This window comes from Streptomyces sp. NPDC086554 (genome assembly GCF_040686095.1).
Lineage (GTDB): Bacteria > Actinomycetota > Actinomycetes > Streptomycetales > Streptomycetaceae > Streptomyces.
This window is the reverse complement of sequence record NZ_JBFBJK010000010.1, coordinates 224868-245233: the sequence shown is the minus strand read 5'-3', so window position 1 is coordinate 245233 and position 20366 is coordinate 224868. Positions and strand designations below refer to the sequence as shown.

The following is a 20366-nucleotide window of genomic DNA, read 5'->3' as shown; positions in this document are numbered from 1 at the left end:
TGGCCTATATGGCATCTACGTTTCTCTCATGACTTTCAGCGACCCCGCCCCCGTGGCACCCACATCCGCCGGCGACCGCCGGCGCTGGTTCGCCCTCGCCATCGTGATGACCGCGGCCTTCATGGACCTCGTCGACGTCACCATCGTCAACATCGCGATCCCCTCCATGCAGCGGGAGAGCGGCGCCACGTTCAGCCAGATCCAGTGGATCACCGCGGGCTATGCGCTCGCCTTCGCGGCCGGGCTGATCACCGGCGGGCGGCTCGGCGACATCCACGGGCGCAAGCGGATGTTCCTCATCGGCATCGGCGGCTTCACGCTGGCCTCCGCGCTCTGCGGGTTCGCCGCCAATCCGGAGATGCTCGTCGCATCACGGATCCTGCAGGGCGGCATGGCCGCGATGATGGTGCCGCAGGTCCTGTCGATCGTGCACGCCACCTTTCCCGCGCACGAGCGGGGCAAGGTCTTCGGGCTCTTCGGGATGGTCGTGGGGCTCGGCGCCGTCTCCGGGCCGCTGCTCGGCGCGCTGCTCACCGAGTGGAACCTCTTCGGCCTCGAATGGCGGCCGATCTTCCTCATCAACCTGCCGGTGGGCATAGCGGGGCTTGTCCTCGGGTGGAAGTTCATCAGCGAGTCCAAGGCGCCGAAGGCGCTCAAGCTGGACCTCGTCGGTGTCGTGCTGGTGACGCTCGGCCTGCTGATGGCGCTCTACCCGCTCACCCGTGGGCGGGAGTTGGACTGGCCGCTGTGGGGTTACGTGATGATGGCGGGCGGCATCGTGGTCTTCGGCGCCCTCGTCGCGTACGAGAAGAAGAAGGCGGCGAAGGACGGTTCGCCGCTGGTGGAGCTGTCGCTGTTCAAGGTGAAGAGCTTCGCGGCGGGCATCGCCGTGCAGACGGTGTTCGGGATCTCGCTGGGCATCTTCTTCCTGGTCTGGACGCTCTACATGCAGCTCGGGCTCGGCTGGACCCCGCTGAAGGCGGGCGTCACCGGCGTTCCGTTCTCGATCGCCGTCTCGGTGGCGGCCGGCATCTCGGTGCAGAAGCTCGTCCCGCGGTTCGGCCGCAAGGTGCTGCAGGCGGGCGCGCTGACCATGATCGCCGGGCTGCTCGTCTACATCTGGGAGGCGAACCGGTACGGCGCGGAGCTCGCGCCGTGGCAGATGGCGCTGCCGCTGGCCGTGATGGGCGTCGGTATGGGTCTGATCGTCGCCCCGCTGACCGACGCGGTGCTCTCCGATGTGCCGCAGGCGCACTCGGGTTCGGCGTCCGGGCTCATCAACACCGTCCAGCAGATGGGCAACGCGCTCGGGCTCGGCCTCGTCTCCGTGGTGTTCTTCGGCGTGATCGACGAGAAGGTCGAACGGAGCCGGATGCCCGCCGAGTTCATCGACGCGTTCCAGAACTCGCTGTGGTGGGTGGTCGGTGTGCTCGTCGTCATCTTCCTGCTGATGTTCGCCCTGCCGGGCAAGCCCCGGCAGCATGTCGAGGGCGCGGACATCGAGGGCGCGGACATCGCGGCCGATGACACCGACGGCCTCGGCGAACTCCCGGAGCGTGAGCCCGCGTTGACCTCCTGATCCACGCCGGCGGGGTGCGGCCCGGGCGGAGCCTAGAGCTCCGCCCGGGCCGCCGTCGTGTCCAGGGACTCGAGTACGGCCCGTGGGCTGCCGCCCTTCATGACGGCGGCGCCGATCTCCTTGCGGACAGCACCTCGTCCTCGGCGGCCTCGGGGCCCAGTCGCAGGCCGTACGGCGTCTTGACGCCGAGCGCCTTCAGGGCCTGTGCCGCATCGGACGTGCTGTAGAGCTGGCCGGGCGCTGTATCGAGGCGCTGGGGGACTTCCGCAGGCCGTAGGGCCGCAACCGGCATGTACTTTCAGCGGCTCGCCGCCAGGTTGAAAGTCCGTTTGTGTCTGTCTGGCGCCCGAACTTGTTTACTTTCCGGAAATCCAGTCGTAGTCTCCCAGGGAACCCACAAGCTCGGGCATCAAGGCGGAGGCGAACGGACATGTACGCACCGGAGCGGCAGCAGGAGATCCTGCGGCTCGCACGCGACGGCGGCCGGGTCGACGTGCTGTCGCTCGCCGAGGAGTTCCAGGTCACCGCGGAGACCATCCGGCGCGACCTGAAGGCCCTTGACCGCGCCGGTCTCGTACGCCGTGTCCATGGCGGTGCCATACCGGCCGGGCGCCTCGACTTCGAGCCGGACCTCGCCGAGCGCGAGGGCACGTCGGCCGACGAGAAGGACCGCATCGCGAAGGCCGCGCTCGCCGAGCTGCCGGCCGAGGGCAGCGTCATCCTCGACGCGGGCTCGACGGTCGCGCGGCTCGCGGCCTCGCTCCCCCTGGAATCGACGTTCACGGTCGTCACGCACGGCCTGCCCACCGCGGCCCGCCTCGCCGACCACCCCGGCATCCAGCTGCACCTCATCGGCGGCCGCGTACGCAGCAGGACGCGCGCGGCCGTCGACGCGTGGGCGCTGCGGGCGTACGGCGAGATCCGTGCCGACGTCCTCTTCCTCGCCACCAACGGCTTCTCCGCGGAGGCCGGCCTGACCACCCCCGACCTCGCAGAGGCGGCCGTCAAACGCGCCGCGATCGGCGCGGCCCGCCGGGTAGTCCTGCTCGCGGACTCCACCAAGCACGGCCAGGAACACTTCGCCCGCTTCGGCGACCTGGACGACGTCGACCTCCTGATCACCGACAGCGGCCTCAGCCCCGAGGACGCGGCGGCGATCGAGGGCGGCGGCACGGAGGTGATCCGGGCATGAGCGGCGCGGGCGGCGCAGGCACGCAGTTGAGCAGCAGCACACAGAACAGCAACGAAACGGTACGTACGCGCATGATCCTCACCGTCACGCCCAACCCCTCCCTCGACCGCACCTACGAGGTCCCCGCCCTGGACCGCGGTGAGGTCGTGCGGGCCACCGGGGAGCGGATGGACCCGGGCGGCAAGGGCGTCAACGTGTCGCGGGCGGTCGCGGCCGCGGGCGCGGACACCGTCGCCGTGCTGCCGCTCGGCGGGGCGCCCGGCGCGCTGGTCGCGCAGCTCCTGGACGAGCAGGGGATCAGCGTCGCGCCGGTCCCGGTCGCGGGCCAGACCCGGTCGAACATCGCGGTCGCGGAACCGGACGGCACCCTCACCAAGATCAACGCCCCGGGCCCCGAACTGACCCCGGTCGAGGCGGAGTCGCTGCTCTCCGTCGTCCGTGAACGCTCCACCGGGGCCGACTGGATCGCCTGCTGCGGCAGCCTCCCGCGCGGCCTCGCGCCTTCCTGGTACGCCGAGTTGGTGGCCCGGGCGCACGCGGCGGGCGCCCGTATCGCCCTGGACACCTCGGGCCCGGCCCTGCTCGCCGCCCTCGCCGAACGCCCCGACGTGGTCAAGCCGAACGCCGATGAGCTCGCGGAGGCGGTGGGCCGCCCGCTGGCCACGGTCGGCGACGCGGTGAAGGCCGCAGAGGAGCTGCGGGATCTTGGCGCGCGTGCCGTGCTCGCCAGCCTCGGGGCGGACGGCCAGCTCCTGGTCGACGCCTCGGGCACGTACTTCGGCAGCGCCCGCGTCGACGCCGTACGCAGCAACGTCGGCGCCGGTGACTCCTCCCTGGCCGGTTTCCTCATCGCGGGCGGCACCGGCGCGGACGCCCTCGCATCGGCCGTGGCGCACGGTGCGGCGGCGGTTCAGCTGCCGGGCAGCGCGATGCCGACGCCCGCGGATCTCGCGCCGGACGCGGTCACGGTGACGACGGAGGTCCCCCTGGACCGCGCACTGACGGAGCCGGCGTCATGACTCCCCGCCCCCACAAGTCCCCCATGCACCACCCCCGTCCCCACCCCGCCCCCCGGGCGATACGCGTGCGAAGGAGCCCGCGATGAGCGAGATGATCACCGCGGAACTGGTCGACCTCGAACTCGACCGGTCCGCCGGAACCAAGGAAGCGGCGGCCCGTGCCCTCGCCGAGCGCATGGTGTCCCTGGGCCGGGTGACCGACCTGGAGGGGTTCCTCGCCGACGTGGCGGCCCGTGAGGCGCAGATGCCGACCGGCCTCGACGGCGGCATCGGCATCCCGCACTGCCGCAGCGCCCATGTCACCGAGCCGACCCTGGCCTTCGGCCGCTCGACGGACGGCATCGACTTCGGGGCGCCGGACGGCCCCGCGGACCTGATCTTCCTGATCGCCGCTCCGGCGGGCGCGGACGACGCCCACCTGACGATCCTGTCGTCGCTGGCAAGGCAGTTGATGGACGAGGAGTTCACGACCGCCCTGCGGGCTGCGACGGACGCCGAGACGGCAACGACTCTGATCCGGGGCGAGGGGCGGGCGGCCGGGGAAACGACAACAGAAACCCCCACCGACCAGCAGCCGGAAAACGACCCCACCCCGGCGGAGCCGTTCCGCATAGTCGCTGTCACGTCCTGCCCCACGGGCATAGCCCACACCTACATGGCAGCGGAATCCCTGGAGAACGCGGCCCGCGAGGCAGGCGTGGAACTGGCGGTGGAGACGCAAGGCTCCGCCGGCTTCACCCGCCTCGACCCGGCGGTCCTGGCCTCCGCGGACGCGGTCATCTTCGCCCACGACGTCCCCGTACGGGACAAGCACCGCTTCGCCGGGAAGCCCACGGTCGACGTGAGCGTGAAGGCCGGCATCAGCCGCCCGGCGGAACTCATCGCGGAGGCCCGCGAGAAGGCGGCCCGCGGCGAGATCACCACGGCGAGCGCCCCGAGCCCGGTGGACAACGCGGGCGACAGCGGCGACGGCTACGGCACCAAGCTGCGCAAGTGGCTGATGTCCGGCGTCAGTTACATGGTCCCGTTCGTCGCCGCGGGCGGCCTCCTCATCGCCCTTGGCTTCGCCATCGGCGGCTGGCGGATCGACAAGGCCCCGTCCGTCGCCGAGCACTTCGTGTGGACGGACACCACCAGTTGGGCCGCGCTGCTCTTCCAGATCGGCGGGCTCGCCTTCGCCTTCCTGGTGCCGGTCCTCGCCGGTTACATCGCGTACGGAATGGCCGACCGCCCAGGCCTGGTCCCCGGCTTCGTCGGCGGCTCGGTCGCCGTCACGATCAACGCGGGCTTCCTCGGCGGCCTCGCGGCGGGTCTGATCGCGGGCGCGGTCGTCATGGGCATCCAGCGGGTGCGGATCCCGGCGGTCCTGCGCGGCATCATGCCCGTGGTCGTCATCCCGCTGATCTCGTCGGCGGTCGTCGGCTTCCTGATGTTCCTGGTGATCGGAAAGCCGATCGCCTCGCTCCAGAGCGCGCTCACGGACTGGCTCGAAGGCCTCTCCGGCGCCAACGCGATCATCCTCGGCGTCATCCTCGGCCTGATGATGTGCTTCGACCTCGGCGGCCCGCTGAACAAGGTCGCCTACGCCTTCGCCGTCGGCGGTCTCGCCAACCCGACCGAGGGCAGCCTCAAGGTCATGGCCGCGGTGATGGCGGCCGGCATGGTCCCGCCGCTCGCCATGGCGCTCGCCACGACCGTCCGCGGCCGTCTCTTCACCAAGACGGAGCGCGAGAACGGCAAGGCGGCCTGGTTCCTGGGCGCCTCCTTCATCACGGAGGGCGCGATCCCGTTCGCCGCGGCCGACCCGCTGCGGGTGATCCCCGCCTCGATGGCGGGCGGCGCGGTCACCGGCGCCCTGTCGATGGCCTTCGGCTGCACGCTGCGGGCCCCGCACGGAGGCATCTTCGTGGTACCGCTGATCGGCCAGCCGCTGCTCTACCTGGTGGCGATCGCCGCCGGTGTCGGCGTCTCGACCGTGGCGGTCATCCTGCTCAAGGGGGCCCGGAAGCCGGTTCCTTCGGGGAGCGGGGAGAGCGCGGAGGCCGCTGCGGAAGCCGTGCCGAAGGAGCAGGTCGCGGCGGCTGTTTGAGCCCCATGGGTCCCTATGAGGGGGTTGTGCGACATGCGTCACTTCAGGACGTAAGTCCCACGGCCCCCCTGTCGGAAGTCCCGGATCGTGTTGTCTACTGTGCGGCATGCTCCAGAATGTCTCGATCCTCCAGCAGACAGGCGTGGCCGTGCTCGCCGCCGCGACCGTCGTCTGGGCCGTGGGCCTGGTGCGGGTGTTGCGGCGCGACCGGTCCGACGTGGACGTCTGGCACCAGACTCAGGCGCTGCGCGCACTGCCCGCGCAGTCGGGCCCGCCGCGCGCGGAGGCGGTGGAACTGACACCGGACGAGCGGGCCGCCTTCGCCGGTCTTGTACGGCAGTTCGGCGAGGGTCGGTCCTAGTTACGCCGTTGGTCAGGAGTGCTGCTGCGGAATGCTCCTGGCCCGCAGCTCCATCGCCTCGCGGGCCGCGTTCTCGGTGACGTACACCTCGCACATGTGCCGCTTGTCCGGCGTGACCGTGTGCTCGACCTCCCAGAGGCTGAGCTCGCTGCCGTCGTAGAGCAGGAACGCGTGCTCGTACAGCGAGAAGCAGAAGCGGGCCTCGCCGGCCAGGCAGGGGCGCCCGAAGGCCTGCGTGATCTGGTGCGCGAACGCCGAGCGCAGCTGCCGCGCGATCTCCTCGCCCGGCCGTCCCGCGCCGACCGGGTTCTCCGCGCGGCGCAGCAGCCGGCGCCCGTGGTCCGCCGAGTCGTCAGGGACGTAGGTGTGCCGGGGCTCGTCCGGAGCAGGGAGTTGGAGCACGACGGGCTGCTCGCACGGCGCCGGTGCGGTGTCCGGCGGGAGCGGAAGCCGCGAGGTGGCGACGCCGGCCTCCTCCTCGTCCGCGTACAGCTCGTGCTGGGCGTGGCTGCCGGGGCCCGTGTTGTGCACCAGCTCCCAGAGGGTGAGCGCGCTGGCGTCGGCGAGCAGCCACGTGTGCCGGTACGTCTCGCGGTGCAGGCCCGCGCTGTGGTGCGCGGAGTGCAGCGAACTGTCGTACGCGATCGCCGAGTCCAGGCGCCGTATCGTCTCGTCCGGCAGGTCGAAGGAGTTCAGGGCGCGGCGGAGGAGCCGCTCGAGGTGCTCCTGCGGAGAGTGCGGAGGCTTCTGCTCGGGCGACTGGGGTGGTTCGTACGCTGTCTCGTACTCGTACGGAACGCTCAAGGTTTCTCCCGGCGTTGCTGCATGTCACCTTGTGAGTGCATACCGTAGCCCCTGGGTCGGACATCATGTCCGGGAACGGGAAAACGTACGAGCCGCACGGCAAGTTCCCGTGCGGCTCGTGGTGTTGAGGATGCTGTGAGGGGGCTTCTGGCTGGCTTTTGGTCAGCCGGCGCTGCCTGCGGTCCACTCGCTCCAGGACATGTTCCAGCCGTTGAGGCCGTTGTCCGGCGAGACCGTCTTGTCCGGGGAGCCCTTGACCGTCACGACGTCCCCGATCAGGGAGTTGTCGTAGAACCACGCGCCCGGCGTGCTGGAGTCGCCCGCGCCCTGCGCGTCCTGCAGACCGACGCAGCCGTGGCTGGTGTTGGCGCTGCCGAAGATCGAGGGCGAGCCCCAGTAGTTGCCGTGGATGAAGGTGCCGGACGAGGACAGGCGCATCGCGTGCGGGACGTCCTTGATGTCGTACTCACCGCCGAAACCGACCGTGTCGCCGTTCATGCGCGTCTGCGTGAACTTCTCGGAGATCACCATCTGGCCGTTGTACGTGGGGTTCGACGGGCTGCCCGCGGAGATCGGGATGGTCTTGACGACCTTTCCGTCCCGCTCCACCGTCATCTTCTTGGCCTGCACGTCGACCGTGGAGACCTGCGCGCGGCCGATGGTGAAGCTGACCGTCTTGTTCTGTACGCCGGTGGCGCCTTCCGCGCCCTTCACGCCCTCCAGGTCGATCTTCATGGTGACCTTGGAGCCGGCCTTCCAGTACTCCTCGGGCCTGAAGTCCAGGCGGTTGTCGCCGAACCAGTGGCCGACGACCTTCTGGCCGCTGTCGGACGTGACCCTGATGTGCGACTGGACGTCCTGCTTCTCCGTGATCGCCTTGTCGAAGGTGAAGGAGACCGGCATGCCCACGCCGACCTTGGTGCCGCCGTCCGGGGTGTAGCTGCCGATGAAGCTGTTGGCCTTCGAGACGGTCGTGAAGATCGAGTTCTCGGTCGCTTCCTTGCCCTTGGCGTCCTTGGCGTCGGCTGTGATGCGGTACTTCATGCCGCGCTCGAGCTGGGCCTTGGGCTTCCAGCTCGTGCCGTCGGCGGAGAGTGTGCCGTCGACGGCGGCGCCGGTGGAGACCAGCGTCATCTTCACGTCGGTCAGCTTGCCGCCCTTGACCTTGACGCCAGTGGCGTTGATGGAGGCGCCGGTCGAGCCGTCCTTGGCCGAGATGGTGACGGCGAGGCCGCCGGCTTCCTTGCCCTCGCCGTTCTTGTCATCGCCCTTCGCGTCCGCGTCGCCGCCGCAGCCCGTGAGGGTCAGCGCACCCGCGGCGGCGAGTGCAGCGGCTGCCAGCAGGGTGCGTCGCCGAGGCCTGGCTGTGTACGACGTTGTCACGGGCTGCTCCATCTATGTGCCAAGTGCGCGTTCTGGTCCAGTACGGGTAAAGAGCGACGTGCGGGCGGAAAGGTTCCGTCCGGATGGTGTGAGCGCAGGCACAGCGAAGCCGCACCAACGTGCCCTGGTTGATGCGGCTTTGAGGCTTTGGTTCTGTAGCTACTTGCTGTGGCTACTTGCCGTAGAGGTCGAGATATGAGGGGAACGTGCCGCCGGGGGTCTGTACGGACTCCGCGGCCAGCATCGCCCGCACGATCGCGGTGGTCACCAGGTCGGCGCCCGCCGCGAGGATCTCGTTGAGGGCGAGGGGGTTGTCGGCGGACAGCGGGTGCTCGCCGGTGGCGAGGGCGAAGACGGTGTCCCCGTCGTTGAGGAGATGGACGGGGCGCACGGCGCGGGCCATGCCGTCGTGCGAGGTGCCGGCCAGCTTCTGCGCCTGGGCCTTGGTGAGTTCGGCGTCCGTGGCGACCACGGCGAGGGTGGTGTTCAGGGGCGGCGGACCGTTCTTCGCGGCGGCTTCGGCGAGCCGGCGCTCGGCCTCCGCGCGCACCTCGGGCGCGGGGTAGTCCACCTGCCGCCCCTCGAAGTACTGCCCGTACAGCGCGCCCGTCTCCGGGTCGACCCCCGAACCCGCGGCGTTGGCCACCACCAGCGCGGCGACCGTGACGCCCGAGTCAAGGCGGACGCTCGCACTGCCGACACCGCCCTTGACCTTGCCGACCACCGCGCCGGTGCCCGCGCCGACGTTGCCCTCCTGGACCGGGGCGAAGGGCTCGGTGCGCGCGGCGGCCTCGACGGCGGCGCGGCCCGTCGTGGCGTCGGGGCGGGCCTTGAAGTCGCCGCCCCTGCCGAGGTCGAAGACGCAGGCGCCCGGAACCACGGGGACGACATGAGAGGCATCGGGCCCCACCCGCACGCCGCGACCCTGCTCCTCCAGCCACGCCATCACACCGGTCGCGGAGTCGAGCCCGTACGCACTGCCGCCGGTCAGGACGACCGCCTCGACACGCTGCACCAGATTGCGGGGGTCGAGCGCATCCGTCTCACGGGTACCGGGACCACCACCACGCACATCCACGGCCGCAACGGCGCCACCCTCGGGGGCGAGCACAACGGTGGTACCGGTGAGATGCCCCGCACGGGCGCCCCCGTCGAGGGTCGAGTGGCCCACGCGCAGGCCCCGGACGTCGGTCAGGGAGTTGGAGGTGGGGTGGTTCGGGGCGTCGGAAGTCATGCCGACCTGCCTATCACGGGCGATGCACCCGGCGGGCCGGGGTGACTCAGCCGCCCGTGTTCGCCATCCGGCGTGTCAGTGTCACCCCGGTCGCGACCGTAGCCGTGGCGGCGAGGCCCGCCACCGGGACCGCCCAGCTTCCCGCGAACGTGCTCGCGAGTGTCGCCAACGCCCCGCCCGGCAGCACCAGTTGCTGCGCGGTGCCCACCTTGTAGTAGCGGGAGTGCAGCAGCCACACCGTGAGGAGGTACAGCGCCATCGGCACGGTCACCGAGGCGGACGCTGCGAGCGTCGAGATGTGCGCCTTGCCGACGGCCTGCTCGACCGCGACCTCGATGCCGGCGCCGATCGCGGCGGCCGCGCCGAGGATGAAGTAGTGCCCGTAACCCCACAGGAACGCCTGCCGGTTGGTGCTCAGCCGGCCGTGGATCGGCACGACGAAGTAGATCCACCACGCGGCGAAGATGATCAGGAGGCCGCCCGCCGCGATGGGCAGCAGCTCGCCGAGCTCGTCGTTCTCGTCGATGCCGGACTTCACGGCGACAGTCGCCGCCGCGATCGTCTCGCCGAGCACGATGATGGTGAACAGGCCGTACCGCTCCGCGATGTGATGCGGATGCCAGGGCGTGGTGAAGCTCCGCTCGGCGATGACGGGTACGCACATCTCGGCGATCGCCATCACCAGGAACAGCCACCCACGGGCGCCCTCCGGCAGGAAAAGCAGTCCGGACCAGCCGATCTGACAGATCAGCACACCCACGGTGTACCGCAGCGCGGTGCGGCGTTCCTCCCCGCCCGCGGCGGACGCGACGCGCAGCCACTGGGTGGTGAGCGCGACCCGCATGATCAGGTAGCCGAGCCAGATGAGGAGGAAGTCGTGCTCCTCGAACCCCTTGGAGACCCCCGCCGCGAAGACGAGCACACCGGCGATCTGTACGAGCGTGACCACCCGGTAGAGCACGTCGTCGTTGTCGTACGCCGACGCGAACCACGAGAAGTTGACCCACGCCCAGAACAGCGCGAAGAACACCATCGCGTAGTTGAGGATCCCCTCGCCCGCGTGGCCCTCGGCGATCGCGTGCACCAGCTCGGCACCGGCCTGGGCGACCGCCACGACGAAACAGAGGTCGAAGAAGAGCTCCAGCGGGGTCGCCGCCCGGTGCTCCTCGTCCCGCCCGCGCGCGACCAGGGGGCGCAGGGTGGCCGATGCGGGCACGGGGCGGCCGGAGCCGGAACCGGAGCCGGAGTCGGAGCCGGAACCTGGGTCTGGGGTCGGCGCGGAGGCCGGTGTGGATGTCATGCCCAAAGCACAGCAGAAGCTCTGGGCCGAATGCGGCTGCGGCACCCGTTCCCACCCGATGGACACCCGCCCGGGCGCGGCGCACACCGGCTTGGCATGCACGGGGGTCCGAAGTCCCGCGGAGCCCGCGGTCTTTGTCCTGGTCATCTGGCGCCCAAGGCCACCGGGAACCAACATGAGATCGCCTGCCGCCCACCCCGTCTTCCTCGTCCCCGGTCCGACCGACGACCCGGCGAACATCGAGGGCGTCGCACGCTTCGCCGCCTCGCTCGGCAAGGACTTCACGCTGCGCGACACCCCATCGCCCACCCCGGAACAGGTGGCCGCCGCCAAGAAGATCTTCGCGGCTCAGGGCCTCAAGGCCGTCTGACGGCGGTCGGCCCGCGTTGGCCGGGTCCACCGGCGCCCCACGGACGTACCCTGGATACATGAGCACCGCCCCCGCCCCCGAACCGCGCGATCCGAAGGAATCGGAGACCCCCGAGGGTTTCACGGCGCCGAAGAAGCCGAAGAACGCCCTGGTCTTCGACGACCCCCTGTCGCAGCAGTCTTCGGACGACACGGACCGCGGGTGGGGCGAGCGGCCTCCGGTCGGCGGCGACAGCGCCGCCGACTTGGCGCGCTTCCTCGACGAGAAGCCGCCCCACCACCTCTGAGCCCTCGCTAGGGCTCGCTGTGGCCAGAGCCGCGCTGTGCCACCAGGGCGTCGCGGATCTCCTTCAGAACCTCCAGCTCGGACAGTTCGACGACCTCCTGCGTGCCCTCCTTGGCGGCCTTCCGCGCCGCCTGCTTCGCCAGGTACTTGGCCATGGGCAGGACCATCAGGAAGTAGACGACGGCCGCGGTGATCACGAAGCTGAGGGTCGCGCTGAGCACGGATCCCCACATGATCGGGATGCCGCTCTCGACTGTCCCGTCCGCCTTCATGACGCACGGGGACTTCAGGCACGAGCTGTAGTGGTCGAGATCCTTCGTCCCGAAGGCACCGACCAGCGGGTTGATGACGCCCTTCACCACCGAGTTCACGATGTTCGTGAACGCGGCGCCGATGACCACCGCGACCGCCAGGTCGACGACGTTGCCGCGCATCAGGAAGGCCTTGAAGCCCTCCCAGAGACCCGGTTCCTTCTTCTCGCTCACCACGAGGCCTTTCGTTGCACATGCAGCTGGTAAAACAGACAGCTTCGCAACCTACGGCAGCTCCGGGCGGGCCTGTCCAGTTGGGCGCCTCGAATGAGCGACGTGACCGCATGTCAGTGCAGTTGCACACACCATGAATCAGCACAACGTCACCGCCAGACGCGCACTCGCACCCGCGCCGGCGAGCCGCGCGGCCGTCGCCCGCGGTACGGAGAGCACCACCAACGCCCCGCCCTCCGCGGCGCTTTCGGCCCCGTCGTCCGGCTCGGGCACCTCGGCCACCCTGGCGCCGGTGGCCACCACCCGCGGTGCGCCGCCGCCCGCGGTCGAGCCGTCGGCGGCGACGACGTCGACGCGGTCGCCCCGGTGCAGCAGACGCACCGTCGCCGCGTCCGCGATCCGCACGGGAGCCGTCACCAGAGCGGCGGCCCGTTCGCGCGAGGGCGCGGCAGCAGCCGACGGGTGACCCTGCGGCCGCACCCGCTCGGCGTCCCGCGGTCCGGCGGCCACGAGCGCGGCAGCGGTCACCGCGAGCCCCGCGGCCATGGCCCGCCGTCTGTGCCGCAGCAGCCGTCGCAGCCGGTGCTGCCCACCGCGTACCCGCACGGGAGCGAAGTGCGGCACCTGGCAGCCGTCGGCCGGGTTGGTCCGGGCCTGGGTCTGGGGCTGAGCCTGCGTCCGGGTCTGGGGCTGAGAAGGGACTGGGATCACGACGACCACCGCCTGCGACGAGATGAGCTGGGCTGTGCTTCCGCTCTCACGATGCAGGCCCGCGCCGAATCCCGCTGAGCCCCGTGCACTACTCGCCGGTTGTGGACAACTCCCTCACCCGAAGGGGAAGTTCCGCCTCAAGGCAGCCGGATCCCCGGATCCATCCCACCCAGCGCCCCCGCGCACAAGCAGTCCCGCTCGCCCTCCGCCGGCAGCCCCGCCACCGCGTCGAAGAGCACCGAGCGCAACCGGTCCACGTTGGCCGCGAACACCTGCAGGACCTCGTCGTGCGAGACGCCCTCGCCGCTCTCCGCCCCCGCGTCGAGATCCGTGACCAGCGTCAACGACGCGTAGCAGAGCTCCAGTTCACGGGCGAGCGCGGCCTCGGGATGCCCGGTCATGCCCACCACCGACCAGCCCTGCGCCGCGTGCCAGCGCGACTCCGCACGGGTCGAGAACCGCGGACCCTCGATCACCACCAGCGTCCCGCCGTCCACCGGCTCCCAGTCACGGCCGCGCGCCGCCTTCAGCGCGGCGCTGCGCCCGGCCGGGCAGTACGGGTCGGCAAGGGACACGTGCACGACGTTCGGAATGCTGCCGTCCGCCAGTGGAACCCCGTCGAAGAACGTCTGCGTACGGGCCTTCGTGCGGTCCACGAGCTGGTCGGGCACCAGCAGCGTCCCGGGCCCGAACTCGGAACGGAGCCCGCCCACCGCACACGGCCCGAGTACCTGCCGTACGCCCACGGAGCGCAACGCCCAGAGATTGGCGCGGTAGTTGATGCGATGCGGCGGCAGATGGTGCCCGCGGCCGTGCCGGGGCAGGAAGGCGACCCGCCGCCCGGCGATCTCGCCGAGGAAGAGTGAGTCGCTCGGCGCCCCGTAGGGGGTGTCGACCTGGAGTTCGGTCACGTTGTCGAGGAAGGAGTAGAAGCCCGAGCCGCCGATGACACCGATGTCGGCCCGCGTCGCGTTCGCCGTGTTCACCATGTCCAGCACAGTAGCCGGACGGTGGTACGCCGAGGTCCCCGCCGTCGGAAGACGGCGGGGACCTGGAAGAAAGGCGTGGTGGCGCTACGCGGCCGACGAGCCGGCGGACGACCCCGAGGACGAGGTCGACGCGGAGCTGGACGACTTGGAGTCCGAGGAGGAGGACGACGAAGCGGTCGAGGCGGACTTGGAGTCCGACTTCGCGTCCGACGACTTCGATGCCGTCGACGGCGTGCTGCTCGACGAGGAGCCGCGGCTGTCGTTGCGGTAGAAGCCGGAGCCCTTGAAGACGATGCCGACGGCCGAGAACACCTTCTTGAGGCGTCCCTCGCAGCTGGGGCACACGGTCAGGGCGTCATCGGTGAACTTCTGCACCGCCTCGAGGCCCTCGCCGCACTCGGTGCACTGGTACTGGTACGTCGGCACTTGCTTCCTCCTGGCACTCTCACTCGATGAGTGCTAACGACGGTCCATAGTGACGTATTCCGCGAGATCAGTCCACCGTGACCGGCTCGCGGTGACCGATGCCACGCGCCACCGTGCGCCCGACGGACCGGGGTGCGAGCCGCGATCGCAGGGCGAGCAGCACCACCAGAGCCAGTGCGGTACCGCCCAGCGGCACCAGGAATCCGGCGCCGTCCCACAGGCGGTCCTCCAGCTGTCCGGCCACCGTGACGGCGGCCGCCTGCCCGAGCGCGACGGCGCCCGTCAGCCAGGTGAAGGCCTCGGTGCGGCCGGTCGGCGCCACCAGCTTGTCCACCAGCGTGTAGCCGGTGATCAGCGCCGGAGCGATGCAGACACCCACCAGGAGGCCGAGCCCGGCGAGCAGCACCACGGAGTGCATGGCCCACAGCCCGGACGCCATCAGCGTCAGTGCCGCGTACGCGACGATCAGGCGCCGCTGCGGGGCGATCTTCCAGGCGATGGCGCCGCAGGCGAGACCGGAGAGCATGTTGCCCGCCGCGAAGGTGCCGTACAGGACGCCGTTCAGGCCGGGCTCGCCGATCGACTCGGTGAAGGCGGCAAGGGCGACCTGCATGCCGCCGAAGACGGCGCCGATGCCCAGGAACGTGACGATCAGGACCCGTACTCCGGGGACCCGCAGCGCGGAGACGTGCTCCACGCGCGCGTGCTCGTCACGCGGGGCGGGCTTGGGCTGGGTGCTCTTCTGTGCCGCGAACAGCAGGCCGCCGACCAGCGTGAGCCCGGCCTCCGTGAAGAGGCCCGCCGACGGGTCGATGGTGGTGCACAGCGCGGTCGCGAAGAGCGGGCCGAGGACGAACGTCAGCTCGTCCGTGACGGACTCGAAGGCGGCCGCCGTACTGGCGAGCGGGGAGTCCTGCAGCTTGACGCCCCAGCGGGCCCGCACCATGGGGCCGATCTGCGGCGTGGAGGCGCCGGTGGGCACCGCCGCGACGAACAGCGCCCACAGGGGGGCGTCCGACAGCGCGAGCAGCGTCAGGGAGAGCACCGACACGGTGTGGACGAGCACGCCGGGCACCAGTACGGCACGCTGGCCGAACCGGTCGGCGAGCTTGCCGCTGAAGGGGGCGAACACCGCCATGGAGACGCCGGTGACGGCCGAGACGGCGCCCGCTGCGCCGTAGGAGCCGGTGGTGTGCTGCACCAGCAGGACGATGGAGATGGTCAGCATCGCGAAGGGCTGGCGTGCCGCGAAGCCGGGCAGGAGAAACGTCCAGGCGCCGCGGGTGCGCAGCAGCTGTCCGTATCCGGGGCGGGAGGTGACCGTGGATGCCACGGCCCGTGCCTTTCTGCCGCCTGGTAGCGCGGCCCCCCTTTTTTTCAGGGCGACGGCGCCGAGAGCTGTCCTCTTGCGCGGAACTGCGGTAGATGCCGGTTGCCCACTGCGAGGACACGCGGCCGCCATACGGTTGGCGCCAGCTCTGCGTCAGACAGAGTTGGTTCGATCAGTTGGTACAGGCGAGATCAATAGCTTCAGATCAAGCGTTCCTTCATCGTACAGGGAACGAGCCCATCAAGCCTGCGATTACGGACAATGAGGCGCCCGTCACCTGCGATTGCCCCGCCTGTCCGGTTCCTGGTCGGTCGTTCCCAGCCAGCCGGCCAGCTTTCCGCCCTGTCCGACCGCGCGCAGCCGCTGCTCCGCGGCATCCCGCACCGGGTCGGTGGCCACCACCAGGAGCTCGTCCCAGCGGCGCAGCACGGTCGTGGGCAGCGGCACAAAGGATTCGCCGTCCCGTACGACCAGCGTGACCGCGGCCCCGGCGGGCAGCCGTAGCTCGGCCACCTCGACGCCGTGCATCCGCGAGCCCTTGGGGATCGCGACGGAGAGCAGATGTCCGCGAAGGCGCTCCAGGGGCGCCGATTCGATGCCCAGGTCGGCGGCGCCCGTGGAGTCGCCGAGGTGCAGTTTCCTGGCCAGCCACGGCAGCGTGGGGCCCTGGATGAGGGTGTAGACGACGACCAGGATGAAGACGATGTTGAAGATCCGCTCGCTGTCGTCGACGCCGTTCACCATGGGGATGGTGGCGAGGATGATGGGCACGGCGCCGCGCAGGCCCGCCCAGGAGATCAGGGCCTTCTCCTGCCAGGGCATGCGGAACGGCAGCAGGCTGATCACGACTTCCAGCGGTCTGGCCACCACGGTCAGGACCAGGCCGATGACGATCGCGGGCCAGGTGTCGTCGAGCAGGTCGTGCGGGGTGACCAGCAGGCCGAGCAGGACGAACATGCCGATCTGGGCGATCCAGCCGAGCCCTTCGGCGAAGCCGCGGGTGGCCGGCCAGTGCGGCAGCTTGGCGTTGCCGAGGACCATCGAGGCGAGGTAGACGGCGAGGAATCCACTGCCGTGCGCCATGGCGCCGGCCGCGTACGCCGTGACCGCGATGGCGAGGACGGCGATGGGGTAGAGGCCGGACGCGGGCAGCGCCACGTGCCGCAGGCCGTAGGCGCCGAGCCAGCCCACCGCGATGCCGATCGCGGCGCCGATCGCCAGCTCCAGGGCGATCTCGCCGATGAGGACGTACCAGTGGTGCACGGGGCCCGCTGTGGAGAACGCCACGACCAGGATCACCACGGGGGCGTCGTTGAACCCCGACTCGGCTTCCAGAATGCCGGTCACGCGCGAGGGCAGCGGCACCTTCCGCAGCACGGAGAAGACCGCCGCCGCGTCCGTCGAGGAGACCACGGCGCCGATGATGAGCGCCTGCCGCCAGTCGAGGCCGACCAGATAGTGAGCGGCCGCAGCCGTCACGCCGACGCTCACCGCGACGCCCGCCAGCGACAGCGCGGCGGCCGCGGGAAGGGCCGGCTTGATCTCTTTCCACTTCGTGCCCAGACCGCCCTCGGCGAGGATCACGACCAGCGCCGCATAGCCGATGACCTGCGTCAACTCGGCATTGTTGAAGGTGACGTTGCCGATGCCGTCCTGGCCGATCGCAACGCCGATGCCGAGGTAGAGGAGCAGGCTGGGCAGCCCACTGCGCGACGAGATCCGGACCGCCGCGACCGCGACGAGCAGGACGAGCGAGCAGATGAGCAGAAGCTGGTTGAGATCGTGGACAGTCAGGGGCCGTTCCTTCCTCCGCGCAAGCCAAGTACTTCGTTACCTTACCTAATTGTTAACGCTTCCTTGATGCCATCGAACACCTATCCGATGCGTCGCGATGTAGGTTCCTGACTCCGCGTCCGAGGCCGTAGTGCCCTGCGCCTATGGTTGCTCCAGCGCTCCCACCACCGCCCAGCCGGCACTGCCGCTCGCGTAAGGACAGCAAGGACAGCGATGCCCTCGAATACCACCGCCTCTTCCGGTCATAAGTCCGGCAAGAAGAAGGGGCGCCGAGCCCGACTCATCGTGATCGTCCTGGTCCTGGCCATCGTGGGGGGCATCGGTTACGGCGCGTACTGGAGCATCAGTACCGTGCGAGCCTCCTTCCCGCAGACCAAGGGAACGATCGAGCTCGACGGCCTGGCCGGTCCCGTCGACGTGAAGCGTGACGGCAACGGAATCCCGCAGATCTACGCCGAGTCCGACGCCGACCTGTTCATGGCCCAGGGCTACGTCCAGGCGCAGGACCGCTTCTGGGAGATGGACGTCCGCCGCCATACGACCTCCGGTCGGCTCTCCGAGATGTTCGGAAAGGGCCAGGTCAAGAACGATGAGTTCCTGCGGACGCTCGGCTGGCACCGGGTGGCGCAGAAGGAGTACGACTCCAAGCTCTCGCCGGAGACGAAGAAGTACCTCCAGGCATACGCCAAGGGAGTCAACGCCTACCTGAAGGGCAAGGACGGCAAGGACATCTCCCTGGAGTACGCCGCCCTTGGCTTCACCAACGACTACAAGCCCCAGGAGTGGACGCCCGTCGACTCCGTGGCCTGGCTCAAGGCCATGGCCTGGGACCTGCGCGGCAACATGCAGGACGAGATCGACCGCTCCCTGATGACAAGCCGCCTCGGCCCGTCGCAGATCAAGGACCTGTACCCGGAGTACCCGTACGACCGGAACAAGCCGATCGTCCAGGAGGGCGCCTACAACAGCGCCACCAAGGAGTACGAGGGCAAGGGTGCCACGGGCAGCCAGTCGGGCACCGGCGGCGCCGCGGGCACGGGCCTGGCGGGCAACACGGAGGCTCCCGACGGGCTGCAGTCCCAGCTCTCCGGCCTCTCCGACGTCCTGGACGACATCCCGGACGCGGGCCTGGGCCCGAACGGCAACGGCATCGGCTCCAACTCCTGGGTGGTCTCCGGGGAGCACACCATCACCGGGAAGCCGCTGCTCGCCAACGACCCGCACCTCGCGCCGCAGCTGCCCTCCACCTGGTACCAGATGGGCCTGCACTGCCGGACGGTCTCCAAGGACTGCCAGTACGACGTCTCCGGCTACACGTTCTCCGGGATGCCCGGCGTCGTCATCGGCCACAACCAGGACATCGCCTGGGGCATGACGAACCTGGGCGCCGACGTCACGGACCTCTACCTGGAGAAGTTCGCCGGCGACGGCTACGAGTACGACGGCAAGGTCGTGCCCTTCAAGAGCCGTGTGGAGACCATCAAGGTCGCGGGCGGCAAGTCCAAGAAGATCACCGTCCGCGAGACCGGCAACGGTCCGCTCCTGTCCGACCGCGACGACGAACTGGTGAAGGTCGGCAAGAAGGCCACCGTCGACAGCGCGGCCCCCGACCGGGGCGACGGCTACGGAGTCTCGCTGCGCTGGACGGCGCTGCAGCCCGGCAAGTCGATGGACGCCGTTTTCGCGCTCAACAAGGCCAAGGACTTCTCGGACTTCCGCAAGGCGGCCGCTTCTTTTGAAGTGCCCTCCCAGAACCTGATCTACGCCGACACCAAGGGCCACATCGGCTACCAGGCGCCGGGCAGGATCCCGGTCCGCGGCAAGGGCGACGGCGCGCTTCCGGCGCCCGGCTGGGACTCCGACTACCGCTGGACCGGCTACATCCCGCAGTCCGCGCTGCCCTACGAGTACGACCCGAAGCGCGGCTACATCGTGACCGCCAACCAGGCCGTCATCGACGAGGACAAGTACCCGTACAAGCTCACGTCGGACTGGGGCTACGGGGCGCGCAGCCAGCGCATCACCGACCTCATCCAGTCGAAGATCAAGAACGGTGGAAAGATCTCCACCGAGGACATGCGCACGATGCAGATGGACAACAGCAGCGAGATCGCCAAGCTGCTCGTGCCCAAGCTGCTCAAGATCGACATCAAGGACTCGTACGTCCGCGAGGCGCAGAAGCTCCTCGAGGGCTGGGACTACACCCAGGACGCCGATTCGGCGGCCGCGGCGTACTTCAACTCGGTCTGGCGCAACATCCTCAAGCTGTCCATCGGCAACAAGCTCCCCAAGGAGCTGCGGGTCAAGGGCCAGTGCCTGAACGTCGAACCGGCCGGGAACACGGGCCCCGCCGACGAGGCCGAGCCGGTGCGCGAGTGCGGCCAGCGCGACTCGGAGTCGGCACAGCCCGACGGCGGCGACCGCTACTACGAAGTGATCCGGTCGATCCTCGACGACGAGGACAACGAGTGGTGGAAGTCGCCGGGGACGCGCACCGACGCCGCCACCAAGACCCGCGACCAGCTGTTCTCGCGGGCCATGGAGGACGCACGCTGGGACCTGACGGCCAAGCTGGGCAAGGACATCGACACCTGGAGCTGGGGCCGCCTGCACCGGCTGACCCTGAAGAACCAGACCCTGGGCGTCGACGGCCCCGGCTGGCTCCAGTTCCTGCTCAACCGCGGCCCGTTCAAGCTGGGCGGCGGCGAGGCGGCGGTCAACGCCACCGGCTGGAACGCGGCGGGCGGCTACGGCGTGCAGTGGGTGCCGTCGATGCGGATGGTGGTGAACCTGAAGGACCTCGACAAGTCCAAGTGGATCAACCTCACCGGCGCTTCGGGCCACGCCTACAACGCGCACTACACCGACCAGACCAGCAAGTGGGTCAAGGGCGAGCTGCTGCCGTGGTCCTTCTCGGAGAAGGCCGTCAAGGGCAGCACGAGCGACACCCTGGTGCTGCGGCCCTGAGCCGTACAGCACGCCGAGAACGCCGAGAACGCCGAGAACGCTGAAAGG

At 69.9% G+C, this 20366-nt stretch carries 19 protein-coding genes; 8 read left to right on the top strand and 11 right to left on the bottom strand.

Annotated features, from left to right (window positions below; genetic code table 11):
• The first annotated feature begins 28 nt into the window (after nt 1–28).
• Nucleotides 29–1579 (top strand): MFS transporter, encoded by a 1551-nt coding sequence (locus AB0O76_RS18965; RefSeq protein ID WP_365492139.1) that lies wholly within the window; start codon nt 29–31, stop codon nt 1577–1579.
• 97 nt (nt 1580–1676) lie between these two features.
• Here AB0O76_RS18965 and AB0O76_RS18960 read toward each other — a convergent pair whose 3' ends face one another.
• A complete protein-coding gene (locus AB0O76_RS18960; protein ID WP_365492136.1) occupies nt 1677–1871 on the bottom strand; it encodes a hypothetical protein in 195 nt (64 codons plus the stop codon).
• 138 nt (nt 1872–2009) lie between these two features.
• Here AB0O76_RS18960 and AB0O76_RS18955 point away from each other — a divergent pair, with 138 nt between their 5' ends.
• The 4 genes from AB0O76_RS18955 (at nt 2010) to AB0O76_RS18940 (ending at nt 6240) form a co-directional block, all read left to right on the top strand.
• A complete protein-coding gene (locus AB0O76_RS18955; protein WP_363270000.1) occupies nt 2010–2771 on the top strand; it encodes a DeoR/GlpR family DNA-binding transcription regulator in 762 nt (253 codons plus the stop codon).
• 71 nt (nt 2772–2842) lie between these two features.
• A complete protein-coding gene (gene pfkB / locus AB0O76_RS18950; protein WP_365492379.1) occupies nt 2843–3790 on the top strand; it encodes a 1-phosphofructokinase in 948 nt (315 codons plus the stop codon).
• Between the two features lie 82 nt (nt 3791–3872).
• Nucleotides 3873–5879, top strand: coding sequence for a fructose-specific PTS transporter subunit EIIC (locus AB0O76_RS18945; protein WP_365492133.1), 2007 nt, complete (start codon nt 3873–3875; stop codon nt 5877–5879).
• Nucleotides 5880–5985: 106 nt separating this feature from the next.
• Nucleotides 5986–6240: a hypothetical protein gene (locus AB0O76_RS18940; protein ID WP_365492130.1), complete on the top strand. Its 255-nt coding sequence runs from the start codon at nt 5986–5988 to the stop codon at nt 6238–6240.
• 12 nt (nt 6241–6252) lie between these two features.
• Here the strand turns inward: AB0O76_RS18940 and AB0O76_RS18935 are convergent, their stop codons facing one another.
• From AB0O76_RS18935 to AB0O76_RS18920, 4 genes are all read right to left on the bottom strand, one after another.
• Nucleotides 6253–7044, bottom strand: a complete 792-nt coding sequence (locus AB0O76_RS18935) for a DUF6227 family protein (RefSeq protein WP_365492128.1) — start codon at nt 7042–7044, stop codon at nt 6253–6255.
• A gap of 162 nt (nt 7045–7206) precedes the next feature.
• The gene (locus AB0O76_RS18930) at nt 7207–8439 is read right to left on the bottom strand and encodes an Ig-like domain-containing protein (protein ID WP_365492125.1); all 1233 of its coding nucleotides are present in this window, start codon (nt 8437–8439) and stop codon (nt 7207–7209) included.
• 160 nt (nt 8440–8599) lie between these two features.
• Nucleotides 8600–9661, bottom strand: a complete 1062-nt coding sequence (locus AB0O76_RS18925; RefSeq protein ID WP_365492122.1) for a P1 family peptidase — start codon at nt 9659–9661, stop codon at nt 8600–8602.
• 46 nt (nt 9662–9707) lie between these two features.
• Nucleotides 9708–10961 carry a low temperature requirement protein A gene (locus AB0O76_RS18920; protein ID WP_365492119.1) on the bottom strand — a complete coding sequence of 418 codons (1254 nt, stop codon included), beginning with the start codon at nt 10959–10961 and terminating at the stop codon, nt 9708–9710.
• Between the two features lie 175 nt (nt 10962–11136).
• Between AB0O76_RS18920 and AB0O76_RS18915 the strand changes: the two genes are divergently transcribed.
• Together AB0O76_RS18915 and AB0O76_RS18910 are read left to right on the top strand one after the other, a co-directional pair.
• On the top strand, nt 11137–11331 hold the full coding sequence (locus AB0O76_RS18915; protein ID WP_365492116.1) for a hypothetical protein: 195 nt from the start codon (nt 11137–11139) through the stop codon (nt 11329–11331).
• 58 nt (nt 11332–11389) lie between these two features.
• Complete coding sequence (locus AB0O76_RS18910; RefSeq protein ID WP_365492113.1) at nt 11390–11617, top strand: hypothetical protein; 228 nt, start codon at nt 11390–11392, stop codon at nt 11615–11617.
• Nucleotides 11618–11624: 7 nt separating this feature from the next.
• On the opposite strand, the gene mscL is transcribed toward AB0O76_RS18910, so the two are convergent.
• The 6 genes from mscL to AB0O76_RS18880 form a co-directional block, all read right to left on the bottom strand.
• On the bottom strand, nt 11625–12101 hold the full coding sequence (gene mscL, locus AB0O76_RS18905) for a large conductance mechanosensitive channel protein MscL (RefSeq protein ID WP_365492111.1): 477 nt from the start codon (nt 12099–12101) through the stop codon (nt 11625–11627).
• Nucleotides 12102–12239: 138 nt separating this feature from the next.
• Nucleotides 12240–12812, bottom strand: coding sequence for a hypothetical protein (locus AB0O76_RS18900; RefSeq protein ID WP_365492108.1), 573 nt, complete (start codon nt 12810–12812; stop codon nt 12240–12242).
• Between the two features lie 137 nt (nt 12813–12949).
• Nucleotides 12950–13801, bottom strand: coding sequence for an S-methyl-5'-thioadenosine phosphorylase (locus tag AB0O76_RS18895; RefSeq protein ID WP_365492105.1), 852 nt, complete (start codon nt 13799–13801; stop codon nt 12950–12952).
• A gap of 84 nt (nt 13802–13885) precedes the next feature.
• On the bottom strand, nt 13886–14227 hold the full coding sequence (locus AB0O76_RS18890) for an FmdB family zinc ribbon protein (RefSeq protein ID WP_365492102.1): 342 nt from the start codon (nt 14225–14227) through the stop codon (nt 13886–13888).
• Nucleotides 14228–14294: 67 nt separating this feature from the next.
• Nucleotides 14295–15560, bottom strand: a complete 1266-nt coding sequence (locus tag AB0O76_RS18885; RefSeq protein WP_365492099.1) for an MFS transporter — start codon at nt 15558–15560, stop codon at nt 14295–14297.
• 270 nt (nt 15561–15830) lie between these two features.
• A complete protein-coding gene (locus AB0O76_RS18880) occupies nt 15831–17351 on the bottom strand; it encodes a potassium/proton antiporter (RefSeq protein WP_365492376.1) in 1521 nt (506 codons plus the stop codon).
• Between the two features lie 213 nt (nt 17352–17564).
• Between AB0O76_RS18880 and AB0O76_RS18875 the strand changes: the two genes are divergently transcribed.
• Nucleotides 17565–20318 carry a penicillin acylase family protein gene (locus AB0O76_RS18875; RefSeq protein WP_365492096.1) on the top strand — a complete coding sequence of 918 codons (2754 nt, stop codon included), beginning with the start codon at nt 17565–17567 and terminating at the stop codon, nt 20316–20318.
• Nucleotides 20319–20366: the final 48 nt, after the last annotated feature.